We start from the raw sequence: 16,937 nt of genomic DNA, 5'->3' as shown, positions 1-16,937 counted from the left end.
CACGACATCTGCAATATGAACTTCCATAACTTTAATGCGTTATTCGGATTCGGTCAGTTAGTGGCTGTCTGGATATCCGTTGTCATCAGGGAGTACTTGCAGTGCAGGCGATCAAGCGACAAGGCGGACGTTATTTCCCTCATCTGACAAGCAGCTCTGCCAGTGTGCCGATCCTGTTGGCTTTGCTCGGCCCGCTGGCCCAGGCGGCTGATGAGTCTGGCAGTACGACCCTGGGCAAGGTGACGGTCACCGGCACTGCCGCCAGTGAGGCGCAGAAGGATCGCAAACGTCTGCAGAAGGTGGCGGGCAATACGGCGGTGGTAGACAACCGTCAGATCGAGCAGGGCAAGGCGGGCAGTGCAGAGGATGTGCTTGCTCTGCAGCCGGGTGTGTTCGCTCAGGCCACCAGTGGCAGTGGTGCCAACAAGATATCCATTCGCGGTTCAGGCCTGAACACGTTCTATCAAGGCTATGTGCTGGGCACAAAGTTTCTGTTCGATGGCTTGCCGATCACCGGCCCCGGCGGAACCCAGGAAGACTTCCTGGACATGCAGGGCGTTGACCATACCGAAGTGCTGTATGGCGCCAATGCCTCGGAATATGCAGCCCTTTCGCTGGGTGGTGCGATCAACTTCGTCAGCAAGACCGGGCGTACCGACCCCGGCAATTACGCCCGTTTCGAGGTCGGCAGCTACGGTTATCGCAAGCAGCAACTGAGCACTGGCGGCGTGGTGGGTGACAGTGATTACTACATCAATATCCAGCATAACGAGCGTGACGGTTATCAGGATCATGCTGCCAATGAAGCCCGTGGCCTGGCTGCCAACTTCGGGCATGTGTTCAGCTCGAAACTGGAGACGCGCTTCTTCCTCAAGTACCGGGAAGAGGACCTTGTCAACGGCAATACCCTGACTCGCCAGCAGCTCAAGCACGACCCGCGCAGCAACCTCGCGCCCACCGGACGCCGCAAGGATGGCACCACCTTTCTGGCCAACAAGACCACCTACACCTTCGACGATGGCGGCAAGCTCGAAGTGGGCGCGGCCTATAACAACTACCCCTTGCTCAATGGCTGGCGCTACGCCGTTGCGCCGCAGGACTGGCGCTCCAAGGATATAAACCTGACCCTGCGCTATTTCCGCACCGGGGACCGCTTTTTCGGCCTGCCCAGCGACAGCAGCATCATCTTCAGCAACACCCGGGCCTATCTGGCCGACGTCAAATCCCACAGCGCCAGCACCGGTGCCAAGCTGCAGGAAACCAATTACACCGGCTCCCGGGACACGGTGCTGAGTTTCGGTAACGAGCTGCAACTGACGGATCGCCTGTGGCTGTCCTCGGGGCTTTCGTTCACGAGTATCAAGCGCAAGGCCGAGATCGAATACACCACGGGCACCAATACCAGCGACTTTCCCGACAGCGTCGCCTACACCGAGAACGACATCGCGCCACGTATCGGCCTGCGCTATCAGTTGACGCCGGATTTCCAGGTATTCGGCAATGTCAGCCGCAGTATCGATCCGCCGGTGACCTGGCAACTGGGTAGCACCGGCAACCCTTATCTGTTCGATGCCAGGCCGCAGAAGGCGACTACTTTCGAAGTGGGTATTCGCGGCAGCAAGGGGATTTTCGATGGCAGCCTGACTCTATATCGCTCCTGGATTCAGAAGGAACTGCTGACAGTCGTGGTGCAACAGGCCACTGCCACTCAGGATCAGATCACAACCACGTCCAATGCCAGCCCGACCATTCACCAGGGCATCGAGGCCGGTTTGAGCGCGCTGCTCTGGTCGGGGGACAACGGTGACACTCTGGACCTGCGGCAGGCCTACACCCTCAACGATTTCCACTATCGCCACGATGACACCTTTGGCGACAACGAACTGCCCAGCCTGCCACGTCATGTCTATCAGGCCGAGCTTGCCTACCGCCAGCAAAGCGGCTTTTACGCCTCGCTCAATCTGCGGGCAGCATCGAGTTACTACATCGATTACGCCAACAGCTGGCAGGCACCGTCTTACGTGCTCTGGGGAGCCAAGGTCGGTTATCAGGCACCGAGCAAGAAGTGGGAGGTCTTTGCCGACCTGCGCAACCTCACTGACCAGCGCTACGCCACTGCCGCCAATACGGCCTACAACGCCAACGGCCAGGACTCGGCGAATTTCTATCCGGGCGACGCTTTCTCGGTAACCACCGGTGTGGCGTTCCGGTTCTGAACGCCGCCATTCAGGAATACAAGGAGTTGCCATGAGTCACGAGTCTGAACAAGCGGTTACCGATGCCGAGCTGGAGGCGCGTTTTGCCCCGGTCATTGTGCGCATCGCTGCGGGTGCGGTGGAGCGTGAACAGCAGCGTCAGTTGGCTCACGAGCCGGTGGCATGGCTGAAAGAAGCCGGTTTTGGTGCCCTTCGGGTACCGCGCCGCTATGGCGGACTGGGTGCGAGCCTGCCACAGCTGTTGCACTGGCTGGTGCGTCTTGGGGAAGCCGATTCAAACCTGCCGCAGATCCTGCGGGCACATCTGGGTTTTGTCGAAGGACGGCTGTCGTCCCGTGACATTCCTTCCCAGGCTTACTGGTTCGCCAAAGTGGCGGCTGGCGAGTTGTGGGGAGCGGCGATGGCTGAGCGAAGCGACAGCTCCGGCAATACCGTGGCCTTGACGGCGCAGGACCCTGAAAACTCCAGTGCGGGCTACCGGCTGGACGGGCAAAAGTATTACTGCACCGGCACGCTTTATGCCGACTGGGTGGCAGCCATCGCCAATGACGGCGATGACTTCGTCAGCCTGTCGGTGCCGACCGGGGCGCCAGGCGTAGAAGTGCTGGATGACTGGGACGGTTTCGGTCAGCGCCTGACGGGTAGCGGTACCACTCGTTTCACGGCTGTTGAGGTGCCGGCAGAGCACATTCTGCGTCGTTTCAAGAAAGGCGAACTGCGCGCCGAGTCCTACCTGACGGCCTTTTATCAGGCTGTGCATCTGGCAACCCTGGCGGGTATCGCACGTGGCGTGCTGGCCGATGCCGTGGATTTCGTGCAGGGCCGCACACGAGCCTTCGGCATTCCCGGCCAGTCCCGACCGGCCGACGATCCGCTGGTGCAGCGGGTCATCGGTCGCCTGTCGAGCCTGGCCTTTGCAGCCCAGGCACAGGTCAACGCCATCGGCCACAGCCTGCAAGGCGTGCATGAAGCCGAGCAGACCGGTGAGGTTTGCGAGCCGCTTTATACCGAAGCCGAAGTGCAGACCTATCAGGCCCAGCAGATCGTTCTGGCCCAGGTGCTGGAAGCCAGCACCTTGCTGTTTGAAGTTGGTGGTGCCTCGGCCACCAGTACCGGGCGCAATTTCGATCGGCACTGGCGCAACGCCCGCACCCTGGCGTCCCACAACCCGGCGATCTACCGCGAGCAGGCGCTGGGCAATTACTACCTCAACGGCATCAGCCCAACCGCGACCTGGCGAGCATTGCATGCCGAGGCCGCAGGTCAGGGCGCTATCGACGAAGCCAGCGCGGTCTGAACGCCATTCAAGGAGAGCGCTATGCCTAAACAATTGCACGTCAACCTGTTCGAGATGAACTGCGTCAGCCATATCACCCATGGCATGTGGGTTCACCCGGACAATAACCGCCACCGTTTCAACGACCTGGACTACTGGACCGAGCTGGCCCAGTTGCTGGAATACGGCACTTTCGACGGTGTCTTTCTGGCCGATGTGGTGGGCGTCTACGACCGTTTCCGCAATGGCCCGGAAACCGCTTTGCGTGAAGGGTTGCAAGTGCCCAGCAACGATCCGATGCTGCTGGTCCCGGCCATGGCGGCAGTGACCCGTGAGCTGGGTTTCGGCGTGACCTTTTCCACCACCTACGAGCCGCCGTTCAGCTTTGCCCGGCGCATGAGCACTCTGGATCACCTGACCAAGGGCCGGGTTGGCTGGAATATCGTCACGTCCTATCTGCCCAACGCCGCCCGCAATTTCGGGCTGGATCAGGAAGTGCCCCACGACCATCGCTACGAGATCGCCGACGAATATCTCGACGTGCTCTACAAACTTTGGGAAGGCTCCTGGGACGACGATGCGGTGATTCAGGATCGCGAGCGGCGTATCTACACCGATCCGTCGAAGGTTCGCTACATCAACCATGTCGGTGAGCACTTCAAGGTTGCCGGCCCGCACCTGTGCCAGCCGTCGCGGCAGCGTACGCCTGTGCTGTTCCAGGCCACGGGCTCTCCGGCGGGTTCGGCTTTTGCGGGGCGACATGCCGAAGTGGTGTTTACCGGCGGCGTCACCCATGAGGATGTGCGGCGCAATATCACCACCATGCGCCGCAATACCGAGGAACAGGGCCGCGATCCTGCAGGCATCAAGTTCATTGTTCAGGCAGGGGTGATCGTCGGGCGCAACGATGCAGAGGTGTCGGCCAAGCTCGACAGCTATCGTCGCCTGATCAGTGCCGATGGCGGGATGGCCCATGCCCAGATGGGCATCGACCTGAAGGCATATCCGCCCCATGAACGACTGTCCAGCATCATCAAGCGTGGCGATATCGGCTGGGGTTCGCTCAATCGTTTCGGGCCGGATACCACAGTGGCTGAAATGCTCGGCAGCTTTTCAGGATTGCAGGAGGATCGTTACTTCGTTGCCGGGACACCGACCGTAGTCGCCGACGAGATCGAGCGCTGGCTGGATGTGGACGGCATCGACGGTATCAACCTGCGCCAATACCTGTCGTTCGAGACGGCCCGGGACTTCATCGACCTGGTGGTTCCTGAGTTGCGGCGCCGTGGTCGTTTCCGCGAGCGCTATACCCCCGGCGAAACACTGCGCGAAAGGCTGTTCGGGGCAGGGCAGTCGCGTTTGCCAGACAACCATCCGGCAGCGCGCTACCGCGATCCTGCCGCACTGAGTCAACCCTTGCAGCCGCTGCGCTTTGCGGCGCCAGAAACGTCATGAACCAGCAGTCGGCGGCTGTTGCAGCAGCAACAGCCCGTGGACACTTTGTTGGTCAGTCATCACTGGTCCTTATCTTTAAGTCAATGAATTCAATGGTTTGAGAGTCGGCACGGGACCTGCAATACCTCTGCTATCAGCCCGTGCCAAGCCATCGGACATGTCATCCCCGGGAGCGATCTTGAAATTCGATATCCGTCCTTTCATCCCTTTATTTGCCGTCTCGGCACTGGCCCTGGCGTTGACCGGTTGCGAGCGTGCCGAAAAAGTCGCGACCCAGAGCGACCAGCCGGTGCACGGCGGCACGCTGGTGTACGCCACTGACCGTGAGCCTACCTGCCTCGATCCTCATGTGGCGGGCGACATGCCCCAGGTGTTCGTCGCCCAGCAGTATCTTGACTCGCTGGTGTCCATGGACAGCGAAGGCCGTATCGGTCCCTGGCTGGCCAAGAGCTGGGAAGTCTCGCCCGACGGGCTGAGTTATACCTTCCATCTGCGCAATGACGTGCACTTCACCGACGGCACGCCATTCAACGCCGCGGCCCTGAAGGCCAACCTCGATCACATTTCCAATCCCAAGACCCAGTCCAGCACCGCCGGTGGCTATATTCGTCAGTACCGCAGCACCGAGGTCGTGGATGACCACACCGCCATCGTGCATCTGGCCACGCCTTATGCCGCGTTTCTGGAAGTGCTGGCCCAGGGGTTCCTCGGTATCCAGTCGCCCACGGCGCTGGCGCGCAGCCGCGATGCCAACTGCGAAAGCCCGGTGGGCAGCGGGCCGTTCAAGGTGGTCAAGTGGGAACGGCAGAGCCACGTCCAGCTTGCGCGCAACCCCGACTACAACTGGGCGCCGCCCACGGCTCGGCATCAGGGGCCGGCCTATCTGGAAGGCATTGTCTGGAAATTCATTCAGGAGCCTTCGGTACGTTTTGCCTCCCTGCAAGCCGGTGAGGTGGACGTGATCGAGGCTCTGCCGCCTGAGTCCCATGAGGCAGCGCGACGCAACCCGGATTTGAAACTGATCATCTCCCAGCGTCCGGGCAACCCCACCAATGGCACCTTCAATATTCGCCGGGCACCCTTCGACGATCTGCGGGTACGCGAGGCCTTCGTGCGCAGCGCCGATGTGGAGGGGGCGCTCAAGAGTGTCTATTTCGGCGAGTTTCAAAGGGCTGGCGGTCCGCTGAGCGTAGCGACGCCATTCTATAGCCCGGACTTCGAACGTGTTCAGGACTATGACCCGGCCCGCGCCGCGCAGTTGCTCGATGAAGCTGGCTGGACAGGTCGTGATGCCGAGGGCTACCGCACCAGAAATGGCAAGCGTCTGCGAGCCGTGGTGCTGATCGGTTCTCGCACGCCCCCGTCTGAAGTGACCTTGTGGGAGCAGGTTCAGGCAACGACCCGTCAGGTCGGCATCGATCTGGTGATGGATCAGATGAGCGATGTGCAGTCCACGGCGCGTCAGGCTGCCTGGGATTACGACATCCGCATCGGCTACTGGAACACCAATACCCCCGATGTACTGCGGATCATCTTCAGCTCCGCGTTTGTCCAGCCTGCCGGCGTTGGCGGCTACCACCAGAACACCGCGGGTTATGCCGACGCCGGATTCGATGCGCTGATCGAAAGTGCCCTGGCCACTCAGGACCCCGAGCAGCGTCGCAAGATCTATTACGAAGCCCAGAAGCAGATCGCCGGGCAATATCTGGAACTGACCACCTACCCGCAAAGCACCCGGCTTGGCATTTACAAGACGGCCCACGGCGTGCGGCTGGAGCCTTCGCTGGCGGTGACTTATCTCTATGACTCATGGGTGACGAAATGAGTACAAGTGCAACCTCTCTGGAGGTGGTTGATCCCCGTCGCCAACGCCTGACCGCCCTCGGTCGTCGTGCCGCCATTCGTGTGGCGGGCGGGGTGATGGTGCTGTGGGCCGTGGCAACCCTGACCTTTTTCGCCCTGCGTCTGATGCCGGGCGATCCGGTCCTGGCCATTCTGGGTGGCCCCAGCGGCAACCCGACCGCGGAAACCATCGAAGCCACGCGCCAGGAATACGGCCTCGACAAGCCGTTGGCGGTGCAATACGTGGTTTATCTGGGGCGGTTGCTGCAGGGGGATCTGGGGAGTTCCTATTCCCAGCATCAGCCGGTGACCCGCGTGCTGGCCGAGCAGGGTGGTGCGACTCTGGAACTGACCCTGGCATCGCTGGCACTGGCCTGGGTGTTGGTCCTGCTGCTGACGGTTGTCACTTCAGGGCGCGGCCGGCTGATCGGCGGCGCGGCATCGTTCGCCGAAACCCTGAGTGCTGCCTTGCCGCATTTCTGGCTTGGGGTCGTACTGCTCGCGGTATTTGCCTTTGGGCTGCGCTGGTTTCCGCCTGCCGGTAGCGACAGTCTGGCAAGCCTGGTGCTGCCTGCCTTTTCGCTGGCCATTCCACTGGCAGGTTTCATTGCCCAGGTCACCCGTGAATCCCTGGAGCTGACGCTGGATCAACCCTTTGTACTGACCGCCCGAACCCGAGGCTTGAGCGATCTGGCGGTGCGTTTCAGGCATGCCTTGCGTCATGCGCTGCTGCCGGGTGTATCACTTTCCGGCTGGGCCATTGGTGCGCTGATCAGTGGCGCGGTGGTCTGCGAGGTGATCTTTTCCCGCAAGGGTGTCGGTCGCCAGTTGTATCAGGCGGTACAGGCTCAGGACCTGCCTTTGGTGATTGGCATCAGTCTGGTGGTGGCTGCGAGCTATGTACTGGCCAATATTCTGGTGGACCTGCTTTATCAATGGATCGACCCACGGCAACAGGAGCCGAACTCATGAGCGACCTGACGCTTGACCAGACCTTCAGCCCGTTGCGTCGGCAACGGCGTCTTCATCTTCCACCTCTGGGTGCGAGCCTGGCGCTGTTGTTTCTTGCGGCACTGCTGCTGGCGGCGCTGGCCCCGCAACTGTTCACGAGCATCGATCCGCTGGCCATTGTCCCCCGCGAGGCATTCCAGGCACCGGGCTGGGCGCATTGGCTGGGCACCGATCAGTCGGGGCGCGACATCTTTGCCCGGATTGTCTACGGCACTCGCGAAAGCCTGTTCATCGGTGTCGCCGCTACAGCCCTGGCGATGGCCATTGCCGTCAGCCTCGGTCTGCTGGGAGGGCTGGGTAGTGCGTGGATCGATCGCTGGGTGGGCTGGTTGCTGGAGGTGCTGTTTGCATTCCCGAGCCTGGTGCTGGCTCTGTTGTTCGTGACGGTGTTCGGCAGTGGTATCGGCCCGTTGATTGTGGCCACCGGCCTCGGGGCTGCTCCCGGTTATGCGCGGATGGTTCGCGGCCAGGTCCTGGCCGTGCGCAATGCCGGTTATATCGAAGCGGCGCGGGCGCTGGGGCATCCGGTCTCGCGCATCGTGCTGCGCCAGTTACTGCCCAACGCCATGCGCCCGCTGGTGGTCACGCTGACCATGGGCGTGGGGCAAGCGATTGTCTGGGCTTCGGCCCTGAGTTTTCTGGGGATGGGCGCCCAGCCGCCAGCCCCCGAGTGGGGAACCATGCTGTCCATGGGGCGTGACTTCATCGCCAATGCCTGGTGGCTCACCTTCTTTCCGGGCCTGTTCATCGTGCTGACCACGCTGTCCACCACCGTGACCGGTCGCTATATCCAACAACGCCTTGAGGGACGCCTGCCATGAGTGACAAGACCCTGATTGTCGAAGGCCTGAGCATCGCGTTTGAAGGCCGAAGCGTGGTGCAGGATCTGTCTTTTACTCTGGCGCCCGGTCGTTGTGTGGCGCTGGTGGGCGAGTCCGGTTCGGGCAAGAGCGTCAGTGCCCGCAGTCTCGTGGGCCTGACGGGCAATCGTGCTGACGTGGCGGCCCGCAGGCTGAGTTTTGGTGAGCATGACCTGCTTGCTCTCAGCGAGCGCCAGTGGCGTGGGGTGCGTGGCAAGGACATCGGCTTTGTCCTGCAGGATGCTCTGGTGTCTCTTGATCCGCTACGGCCGGTGGGCAAGGAAATCCTCGAAGTGCTGGAGACCCATGGTTTCGGTAATCGGCAGCAGCGAGGTGCTCGTGTACTGGAACTGTTGGAGCGGGTTGGCGTGCCCGATGTTGCATTGCGAGCCCGCCAGCGGTCCGGCCAGTTATCCGGCGGTTTACGCCAGCGAGCGTTGATTGCCAGTGCATTGGCCATGGACCCGGCGCTGGTGATTGCCGACGAGCCGACCACGGCCCTGGACGCTACGGTGCAGGCGCAGATTCTTGAAGTCTTCCAGCAGATCAAGGCCCGTGGTGCTTCGTTGCTGATCATCAGTCATGACCTGGCAGTGGTGGCGCAACTGGCGGACGACGTGGTGGTGCTGCGTCATGGCGAAGTGGTCGAGCAAGGGCCGATGCAACAGGTCCTGAGCAAGCCGCAACATCCCTACACCCGAGAGTTACTGGCGGCCGTGCCGTCCGAGCACCCTCGCGGCAGTCGCCTGTCTCCCGAAAGGCCGGGCGTGCAGCGCCCGATACTGCCTGTCAGAAGCAGTGAGGCGGGGCAAGTGCTGCTTCAGGCACAAGGTATTGGCAAGCGCTATCTGGGGCCGGACGGCCAGCTTCGTCAGGTGGTGCAGAACGTCGGTTTCGAGCTGCGCGCCGGGCAGACCCTGGGCATTGTCGGTGAGTCGGGCTCTGGCAAGACCACGGTAGCCCGCATCGCCCTTGGCCTGTTGCAACCCGATGCCGGCCAGGTGCTGTATCGCGGTCAACCCTGGAACCTGCCCGGCAATGCCATCGATGAAAACCGGCGCAGACCGCTGAGGCGGGAAATCAGTGTCATCTATCAGGATCCTCTCGGTTCATTCGACCCACGCTGGAGCGTGATGCAGATCCTCGACGATGCGCTGCATGTTGCGGGCGTCGAGGTGAGTCAGCGTCCGGCGCGGATCAGCCATCTGCTGAGTCAGGTGCGATTGCCGCCTGAGCTGGCCCGGCGACGGCCCTTGCAGCTGTCCGGTGGTCAGCGCCAGCGGGTGGCGATTGCCCGGGCGATTGCCAGCGAGCCAAAGCTGATCATCTGCGACGAACCGGTATCGGCGCTGGATGTTTCGGTGCAGGCACAAGTGCTGGACCTGCTGGCTGACCTGCAGCAGGAACTGGGGCTGGCCTATCTGTTCATTTCCCACGACCTGGGGGTGATTCGTCATGTCAGCGACAACGTGCTGGTGATGCGTCACGGTCAGGTCGTCGAGCTGGCTGCCGCTGAGCAGCTTTTCACACAGCCTGCCCATGAATACACCCAGCGCCTGCTTGGCTCTGTTCCGCGCCTGCCGGGTAGCGGCACGGAGCTGGTCGTGCCGCCGCTGGACCCGGAACACGAAGCTTTTGACGTATTCGATGAATCACGTCTCTGGAAAATCGCCATCTAGGCTGAGGACTGCCCATGACCACTTTTCAACGTTTTACCCCGCAGCCGCCTGCTGCCAGCATCGTTGAGCTCAAGGCCCGTATCACTGCGCTGCTGCCGGCCATCGGCGCGGGCGCGGCACAGCGTGAACGCGAGCGGCAATTGCCTTTCGAGGCCATCGCCCAACTGGCGGCTGCCGGCCTGTATACCGTGCGTATCCCCAAAAGCCATGGTGGCCCTGGCGGCAGCGTGCGGGATGTCATTGAGTTGCTGCTGCGCATCGCGTCGGTGGATTCCAACGTTGCCCAGGCCTTGCGTCCCGGGCTGGCCTTTGTCGAGGGGCTGCTGGTAGCCACGACTGAAGATGCCGAGGTCGAACGTGAGCGCTGGTTTGCCCGCTACCTTGAAGGCGCAGTGATCGGCAATGCCGGTTGGGAACTGGGTGGAGCCAATGGATCGATTGCTGCGCGGCTGGTGCGTGAGGGCGATCATTATCGGGCCAATGGCAGCAAGTTCTACAGCACGGGTGCGCTGTTTGCCGACTGGGTCAGCGCGGTGGCACTGGACGAGGATGAGCAGCCGGTGTCATTCGTTCTGCCTCGCGACCGTGAAGGCCTGGTACTGCTCGACGACTTCGATGCCATGGGTCAGCGTCTGACGGCCAGTGGCACGACTCATCTGCAGAACGTGCGGGTCGAGGCCGGTGACATTCGAACCCGTACAGTGGAAGAGGGCAAGCGCACCATCGTCACGCCGTTTCTGCAACTATTCCTTGGCACGGTACAGGCCGGTATTGCCCGCAACGCACTGGACGATGCGGTGCGTTTTGCCAGGGAGCATGCGCGACCGATCAAGCACAGCAGCGCCCGTCGTTCGGTGGACGATCCTTATGTGGAACTGGCTGTGGGCGATATTTCCGCCCGGGCCTACGCTGCCGAAGCACTGGTGCTCAAGGCCGCCGAGGCAATCGACCGGGCCTGGAGCGCGCAGCAGGCGCATGCAGAAGTCGAACAGGCAGCCGTCGAGGTGGCCCAGGCGCAGTATCTGGTCGCAGAGCTCGCGCTCAAGGCGGCTGAAACCCTGTTCGATGTGGGCGGAGCTTCAACTACCGGGCGTAGCCATAACCTTGATCGCCACTGGCGCAATGCTCGCACCGTGGCCAACCATAATCCGCGTCACTGGAAGGCTGCTGTGGTGGGGGCCTGGCAGCTCAAGGGCACAGAGCCACCGACATCAGGGTTGTTTTGAACTTCAAATAGCCCGTCGCGGGCAAGGCCCTTACTACAGATCATGTGGGAGGGGCCTTGGCCGCGACAGAGCCTCAAATCACCCGCGCATCATGCAGCGATTCCAGCGCCTGGCTGCGCAGCCTTGCCAGGGTTTCATCGCGACGGTCGCGAGGGTAGGTGAGTGGTACGTTCAGCTCTCTGATGATGGTGCCGGGACGGTTGCCGATCACCAGTACCCGGTGGCTCAGGTACAGCGCTTCATCCACATCGTGGGTCACGACCAGCAGGCCGATATGGTGACGTTGGGCCAGGTCCAGCAGCAGGTCCTGAAGCTTGAAGCGAGTAAAGGCATCGACTGCGCTGAAGGGTTCGTCCAGCAACAGGAGTTGCGGCTGACCATAAAGCCCGCGTGCAATCGCCACCCGCTGGGCCATGCCTCCCGACAATGCCTTGGGCAGCGCATCGGCAAAGCCGGTGAGGCCGACTTCGTCGATCAGGCTGTTGACGCGGGCGCGGTCGTAATCCTTGTCCTGACTGAAGCCGATGTTTTCGGCCACCGTCAGCCAGGGCATCAGGCGCGGTTCCTGGAACACGAAACCCACTTCATCGGGACGTTGGCGCAACTGGCCGCGAAAGTCCTGATCCAGTTGCGCCACCAGACGCAACAGCGTGCTTTTGCCGCAGCCACTTGGGCCGAGCAGGCTGACAATTTCGCCCGCTTGCAGTTGCAGGTCCAGACGGCCCAGCACGGCGGTATCGCCGAAAGCCTTGTGCTCCACGTGCAGATCCAGCAGAAGCGGTTGATCGTCCGTGGTGTGATGAAGTCGAGTCATGGTCGGGCTCCGGAATCTGCGCCGTCGAAGGTGTCGCGCCAGGCCAACCAGCGCTTTTCAAGGCCGGCCAGCAGGCCGTCGCTGATTTTGCCCAGCAGCGCCAGGACAATGATTGCGGCCAGCACCAGATCCGGCCGCGAAGTTTCACGGCCATCGCTGAGCAGATAGCCCAGGCCGCGCGTGGCGGCGATGAGTTCGGCGGCGACCAGGAACATCCAGCTCAGGCTCAGAGCGCTGCGCAGGCCGGTGAACACACCCGGAAAGGCCGCTGGCAAGAGAATCCGTCGGGCCAGGCGCGTGCGGCTGAAGCCATACATGCGTCCGACTTCCACCAGCTTGCGGTCGATATTGCGGATCGCCGCGACCCCGTTGAGGTACACGGGGAAGAAAGCGCCAATGGCGATCAGCGTGACCTTGGAGGTTTCGCCAATCCCCAGCCACAACAGCAGCAGCGGAACCCAGGCCAGGCTGGGAATCGCCCGCAGGCTGGCGAAGGTCGGTTCCAGCCAGGCCTCGGCTTCACGACTGAGGCCGACCCAGGCGGCGAACAGCAAGCCGAGCACGGAGCCGATGATAAAACCGGCCAGTACCCGGGACAGGCTCGCCCCGATGTGTTTCCACAACGCGCCATCGGCGAGCTGGAACAGGGTCTGCGCGACTTCGCTGGGGGCGGGCATCTGGTAGGAAGCGATCCAGCCCAGACGCACCACGGTTTCCAGCAACAGGATGATTGCCAGCGGCAAGGCCAGGCCCTTGGCCCGACGTCGCCACTGGAGCGCACGGCTGGCCGGGCGCTCTGCCGGACTTGCCCCGGCCAGGGCTTTGCTGGAAGTGCTCATCACTCGATACTGGCCTTGCCGAAGGATGGATCGATCAACTGATCGATGACCTGATTGACATCGACACCTCGCTTGACCAGTTCCTCGGACACCAGAATCGGTGCGGCGGCCTTGGAGGCTTCGATATCCTTGTCGGTCAGTTGAGGCGCAGACAGGTCGGTGCGGGTCAGTTGCAATTTGGCGACGTCCAGCGGCAGCCTGGATTCATCAGCCAGCAGTTTGGCGAACTCTTCCGGATGGGCAATGGCCCAGTGGCGTGCCTGCTCGTAGGCTTTGATCACAGTCGTAATGGTTTGCGGATGGGCTTTGGCGAAGGCCTCGGTCACGCTGATCACGCCATAGCTGTTGAAATCCTTGTTGCGATACAACAGACGTGAGCCTGCCTGCAGCTCGCTGGCAGCCATGTGCGGATCAAGACCGGCCCAGGCGTCGACATCACCTTTCTCCAGGGCGGTGCGTCCGTCCGGATGCTGGAGATGCAGGAGTTCCACGTCATTCTTTTCCAGGCCGGCCTTGGCCAGTGAGCGCAGGGTAAACAGATACGGATCCGTGCCCTTGGTCGCGGCGATCTTCTTCCCTTTGAGATCGTTCACGCTCTTGAGGGGCGAGTCCTTGCGCACCACCAGTGCCGTCCATTCGGCGCGGCTGTAGACATATACCGACTTGATCGGACTGCCATTGGCCCGTGCCAGCACCGCCGAGAGGCTGGCTGACGAACCGAAGTCTGCGCCGCCACTGTTCAGGTATTCCAGCGAGCGGTTGCTGCCCTGGCTGAACACCCAGCTGACTTTCGAGTTCGGCAAGGCCTTTTCGACCCAGCCGAAGTGCTTGAGCACCAGGCTGACAGGCGAATAGTAGGCGTAGTCCAGACGTACTTCTTCAGGCGCATTTTCGGCGCGGGCCGACGGGTTCAGGGCCAGTGCCATCAGGCCGGTGCAGGCCAGAAGCTTCAGGGAGCGAGGGAGGCGGGGCAAGGCCAGATCAATCAGACGCATCGCGTGGTATCCAGTCAGGTAGGGAGTCATGACGGGATTGCAGGTGTCATGCCATATGCTGCAGGCCACGGCCCGTGGGCGTTACACGCAATAGAGGCTGAAACGGGGCTGTGCAGCCGAAGGCATAATGCTGAACAACTGTTGCCTGGCGGACAGTTGCAGCACAGACAAGCCGCTCGGTCGGGCGCCCGAGCCATGGCTTCAGATCGAGAGTTGCATGAAGCGATTGTCCGGTGCGTGATTCTGGTTACGGCGCTTGTTCACCACCAGTTCGCCAATGGCTATCAGGCGCGTGCGGGTCACGTTGCGGGACAGCCCGAGCAATTGCGCCGTGTGAACCTGATTGTAGTGGCAGTGCCGATAGGCCGAGCGTAGCAGCGCATTTTCGACATGCTCATGAAGATTGCCCGAGTGCTGCTCGTAAAGCCTGCTGAACGCCTTTTGCAGCAGATCGTCCACAGCGTTGCTGTCGTGGCTCTGCACCTGTTCGTCCTGACGCTCCAGACGCAGGTTGGACAGGCGCAGATCCTCTGCCTGAACCTTGCCGTCACAGCAGGTCAGCAGGCTGTGGTGAATGACGTTCTCCAGCTCGCGAATATTACCGGGCCAGCTGTAGCCGACCAGCTTGGACTGGGCTTGAGCGGTGAGTTCCACTTGCCCGTAACCCAGCCGTTCGCTGTAAGTGCGCACGAAGTGGCGACTCAGGGGCAGGATATCGCCCGGACGTTCGCGCAGGGCATGCAGCGACAGGGTCACCACATTCAGTCGGTAGTACAGGTCTTCGCGAAAATGCCCGGCATTGATGGCTTTTTCCAGTTGAACATTGGTGGCCGCCAGTACCCGCACATTGATCGGGATACTCTTGCGTGAGCCCAGTCGTACCACCTCACGTTCCTGCAGGACCCGCAGCAGCTTGACCTGAATGGCCATGGGCAGATCGCCGATCTCGTCGAGGAACAGCGTGCCGCCGTTGGCCTCCTCGAACCAGCCGGCCTTGGCACTCAGGGCGCCGGTGAAAGCACCTTTCTCATGGCCGAACAGTTCGGCTTCCACCAGCGACTCTGAGAATGCGCCGCAGTTGACCGCCACAAACGGGCCATTGCAGCGACCGCTGAGGTTATGCAGATGCCGGGCGACCAGCTCCTTGCCGGTGCCGGTCTCGCCGATGATCAGTACGCTGGCTTCGCTGGGGGCGATCTGTTGCAGATGGGCCAGCAAGGTTCTGGATTTCGGGTCCTCGAACACCTGGGCCGTGGCGCGGATGGAGGTCGCAAGGGATGGGGAGGGTGGAAGTGTCAGCAATTGCATACGGGCTCTCGCTCAGGAATAGAAGGTCGGTGTCGGACGCTTGCCGTTCAAGGCCCAGTCGCCCAGCTCGTGCAGCTTGTAATCCAGCGGATCGTGCAGGGTCTGGGTGCGCAGGTTGCGCCAGAAACGGTCCAGGCGCAGGGCGGCATGTGTGGCTCTGGCGCCGGTCACTTCAAACAGCCGGCTGCACAGATCCAGACCTGTGCGAGTGGCTGCGACCTTGGCGCTGCTGATGGACAGCGCCAGGCGCGCACGTTCTTCGCTGCTCAGGTCCGGTCCCTTGTTCCAAGCTTCGTCCAGTTGCACGCAGGCGCGCTCCACCAGGGCACGCACACCTTCAAGAGCCGCCCAGAATTCGCCGTAATGACGCAGGACATAAGGGTCTTCGCTGACGTCCCGAGCCTGGGAGGTGAACCACGGGCGACTTTCCTTGAGGGTGTACTGCCGGGCTTCCTCGAAGGCGCCTTCGCTGATTCCCAGGAACAGGTTGGTGAAATGCAACTGGGCAATCAGCGGACGCAGGCAGGCAAAGGGTGTACTCAGCGGGCCCGGATCGAGCAGCAGTTCCGACTCCTCGATACGCACCCGCTCGAAGGTTGCGCTGCCGCTGTCGGTCTGGCGCTGGCCCATATTGTCCCAGTCGTCGTGCAGGGTAATGCCGGTGCGACCGCTGGGAATCGCGGCAATCACCAGCTTGCCACCGGCATTTTCATCCACCGCCGACGCGATGAGCATTTCCGAGTCGCTGGCCCCGGAACAGAAACTCTTGCGCCCGGAAAACTCACGCCAGCCGTCAAAGGTCTTCATCACGGTGCGGGTGTCCAGAGGGTTCAGCGCGTTGCCCCAGAACCAGTTCTGCCGGGCCGTCTGTTCGAACCACGGGTGCCATTGCTCGGGTCTGGCGAACAGCCGGACCGTGGCCAGCATCAGGTGATGGAATCCAAAGACATGGGCAATGGAACTGTCGACCCTGGCGAACTCACGCACCACGTCGAAGGTTTCCTGCCAGTTGGCACCCAGGCCACCAAAGCGCGTCGGGATAGTCAGAGCCAGCAACCCGCTGCGGCGCAAGGCATCGCGTTCGGCCAGTGGCGTCCCACCGTTCTTGTCGCGTTCGGCAGCGTTGCTGGCGAAATCCGTCGCCAGATTGCGGGCCAGTAGCAGAGGTGAAGCGAAGGAAGCGGACAGAGGAGAGGTCACAGGCATCCTCCCGCGCAGACAGATTCAAGCCAGTTGTCTGGCAGCATCGTCGGGATAAAAGGGCGAGAGGCCCCGCCTGAAACAGCGATGACCTTCAATAGTCCACTCATGTTCGATTCCTTTGTGATGAGGCTCCGTGATCAGAGCTGCATCGCTCAGGTGGCAAGTCCTGTGCCAGAGTGTAATGAGCTGATTTATATAGGGTTTGTCATTGAT

At 61.8% G+C, this 16,937-nt stretch carries 13 protein-coding genes; 8 read left to right on the top strand and 5 right to left on the bottom strand.

The window, feature by feature from the left end:
• The first annotated feature begins 101 nt into the window (after window positions 1-101).
• The 8 genes from KQP88_RS12685 to KQP88_RS12650 all read left to right on the top strand — a co-directional run bounded on the left by KQP88_RS12685 (window position 102) and on the right by KQP88_RS12650 (window position 11,565).
• Complete coding sequence (locus KQP88_RS12685) at window positions 102-2,216, top strand: TonB-dependent receptor family protein (RefSeq protein ID WP_216703215.1); 2,115 nt, start codon at window positions 102-104, stop codon at window positions 2,214-2,216.
• Window positions 2,217-2,247: 31 nt separating this feature from the next.
• Complete coding sequence (locus KQP88_RS12680) at window positions 2,248-3,513, top strand: acyl-CoA dehydrogenase family protein (protein ID WP_216703214.1); 1,266 nt, start codon at window positions 2,248-2,250, stop codon at window positions 3,511-3,513.
• A gap of 21 nt (window positions 3,514-3,534) precedes the next feature.
• A complete protein-coding gene (locus KQP88_RS12675; RefSeq protein WP_216703213.1) occupies window positions 3,535-4,947 on the top strand; it encodes an LLM class flavin-dependent oxidoreductase in 1,413 nt (470 codons plus the stop codon).
• A gap of 226 nt (window positions 4,948-5,173) precedes the next feature.
• Window positions 5,174-6,772: an ABC transporter substrate-binding protein gene (locus KQP88_RS12670; RefSeq protein ID WP_253950606.1), complete on the top strand. Its 1,599-nt coding sequence runs from the start codon at window positions 5,174-5,176 to the stop codon at window positions 6,770-6,772.
• The gene (locus KQP88_RS12665) at window positions 6,769-7,761 is read left to right on the top strand and encodes an ABC transporter permease (RefSeq protein WP_253950480.1); all 993 of its coding nucleotides are present in this window, start codon (window positions 6,769-6,771) and stop codon (window positions 7,759-7,761) included. Before KQP88_RS12670 ends, KQP88_RS12665 begins: the two co-directional genes overlap by 4 nt.
• Window positions 7,758-8,621, top strand: coding sequence for an ABC transporter permease (locus KQP88_RS12660; RefSeq protein ID WP_216703210.1), 864 nt, complete (start codon window positions 7,758-7,760; stop codon window positions 8,619-8,621). Before KQP88_RS12665 ends, KQP88_RS12660 begins: the two co-directional genes overlap by 4 nt.
• The gene (locus KQP88_RS12655; RefSeq protein ID WP_216703209.1) at window positions 8,618-10,339 is read left to right on the top strand and encodes a dipeptide ABC transporter ATP-binding protein; all 1,722 of its coding nucleotides are present in this window, start codon (window positions 8,618-8,620) and stop codon (window positions 10,337-10,339) included. Before KQP88_RS12660 ends, KQP88_RS12655 begins: the two co-directional genes overlap by 4 nt.
• Before the next feature lie 14 nt (window positions 10,340-10,353).
• Window positions 10,354-11,565 (top strand): acyl-CoA dehydrogenase family protein, encoded by a 1,212-nt coding sequence (locus KQP88_RS12650; RefSeq protein WP_216703208.1) that lies wholly within the window; start codon window positions 10,354-10,356, stop codon window positions 11,563-11,565.
• Window positions 11,566-11,638: 73 nt separating this feature from the next.
• On the opposite strand, the gene KQP88_RS12645 is transcribed toward KQP88_RS12650, so the two are convergent.
• The 5 genes from KQP88_RS12645 to KQP88_RS12625 all read right to left on the bottom strand — a co-directional run bounded on the left by KQP88_RS12645 (window position 11,639) and on the right by KQP88_RS12625 (window position 16,727).
• Window positions 11,639-12,379: an ABC transporter ATP-binding protein gene (locus KQP88_RS12645; protein ID WP_216703207.1), complete on the bottom strand. Its 741-nt coding sequence runs from the start codon at window positions 12,377-12,379 to the stop codon at window positions 11,639-11,641.
• Window positions 12,376-13,218: an ABC transporter permease gene (locus tag KQP88_RS12640; protein ID WP_216703206.1), complete on the bottom strand. Its 843-nt coding sequence runs from the start codon at window positions 13,216-13,218 to the stop codon at window positions 12,376-12,378. The genes KQP88_RS12645 and KQP88_RS12640 overlap by 4 nt, the downstream gene beginning before the upstream one ends.
• Window positions 13,218-14,144 carry an aliphatic sulfonate ABC transporter substrate-binding protein gene (locus KQP88_RS12635; RefSeq protein ID WP_216705947.1) on the bottom strand — a complete coding sequence of 309 codons (927 nt, stop codon included), beginning with the start codon at window positions 14,142-14,144 and terminating at the stop codon, window positions 13,218-13,220. The genes KQP88_RS12640 and KQP88_RS12635 overlap by 1 nt, the downstream gene beginning before the upstream one ends.
• A 270-nt stretch (window positions 14,145-14,414) precedes the next feature.
• Entirely contained in the window at window positions 14,415-15,521 is a 1,107-nt protein-coding gene (locus KQP88_RS12630) for a sigma-54 interaction domain-containing protein (RefSeq protein ID WP_216703205.1), read from the bottom strand.
• A 12-nt stretch (window positions 15,522-15,533) separates the two neighbouring features.
• Window positions 15,534-16,727, bottom strand: a complete 1,194-nt coding sequence (locus KQP88_RS12625) for an acyl-CoA dehydrogenase family protein (RefSeq protein ID WP_216703204.1) — start codon at window positions 16,725-16,727, stop codon at window positions 15,534-15,536.
• Window positions 16,728-16,937: the final 210 nt, after the last annotated feature.

The organism is Pseudomonas lijiangensis (assembly GCF_018968705.1).
In the GTDB taxonomy this organism is placed as follows: Bacteria; Pseudomonadota; Gammaproteobacteria; order Pseudomonadales; family Pseudomonadaceae; genus Aquipseudomonas; species Aquipseudomonas lijiangensis.
Note: the sequence above shows the minus strand (reverse complement) of the source record. Positions and strands in the feature narration are given on the sequence as shown.

Excerpts from the sequence above, each read along its gene's own strand:
- KQP88_RS12675 (WP_216703213.1), top strand. The coding sequence starts at position 3,535 with ATGCCTAAACAATTGCACGTCAACCTGTTCGAGATGAACTGCGTCAGC.
- KQP88_RS12680 (WP_216703214.1), top strand. The coding sequence starts at position 2,248 with ATGAGTCACGAGTCTGAACAAGCGGTTACCGATGCCGAGCTGGAGGCG.
- KQP88_RS12655 (WP_216703209.1), top strand. The coding sequence starts at position 8,618 with ATGAGTGACAAGACCCTGATTGTCGAAGGCCTGAGCATCGCGTTTGAA.
- KQP88_RS12630 (WP_216703205.1), bottom strand. The coding sequence starts at position 15,521 with ATGCAATTGCTGACACTTCCACCCTCCCCATCCCTTGCGACCTCCATC.
- KQP88_RS12660 (WP_216703210.1), top strand. The coding sequence starts at position 7,758 with ATGAGCGACCTGACGCTTGACCAGACCTTCAGCCCGTTGCGTCGGCAA.
- KQP88_RS12650 (WP_216703208.1), top strand. The coding sequence starts at position 10,354 with ATGACCACTTTTCAACGTTTTACCCCGCAGCCGCCTGCTGCCAGCATC.
- KQP88_RS12665 (WP_253950480.1), top strand. The coding sequence starts at position 6,769 with ATGAGTACAAGTGCAACCTCTCTGGAGGTGGTTGATCCCCGTCGCCAA.
- KQP88_RS12625 (WP_216703204.1), bottom strand. The coding sequence starts at position 16,727 with ATGCCTGTGACCTCTCCTCTGTCCGCTTCCTTCGCTTCACCTCTGCTA.
- KQP88_RS12635 (WP_216705947.1), bottom strand. The coding sequence starts at position 14,144 with ATGGCACTGGCCCTGAACCCGTCGGCCCGCGCCGAAAATGCGCCTGAA.
- KQP88_RS12640 (WP_216703206.1), bottom strand. The coding sequence starts at position 13,218 with ATGAGCACTTCCAGCAAAGCCCTGGCCGGGGCAAGTCCGGCAGAGCGC.
- KQP88_RS12645 (WP_216703207.1), bottom strand. The coding sequence starts at position 12,379 with ATGACTCGACTTCATCACACCACGGACGATCAACCGCTTCTGCTGGAT.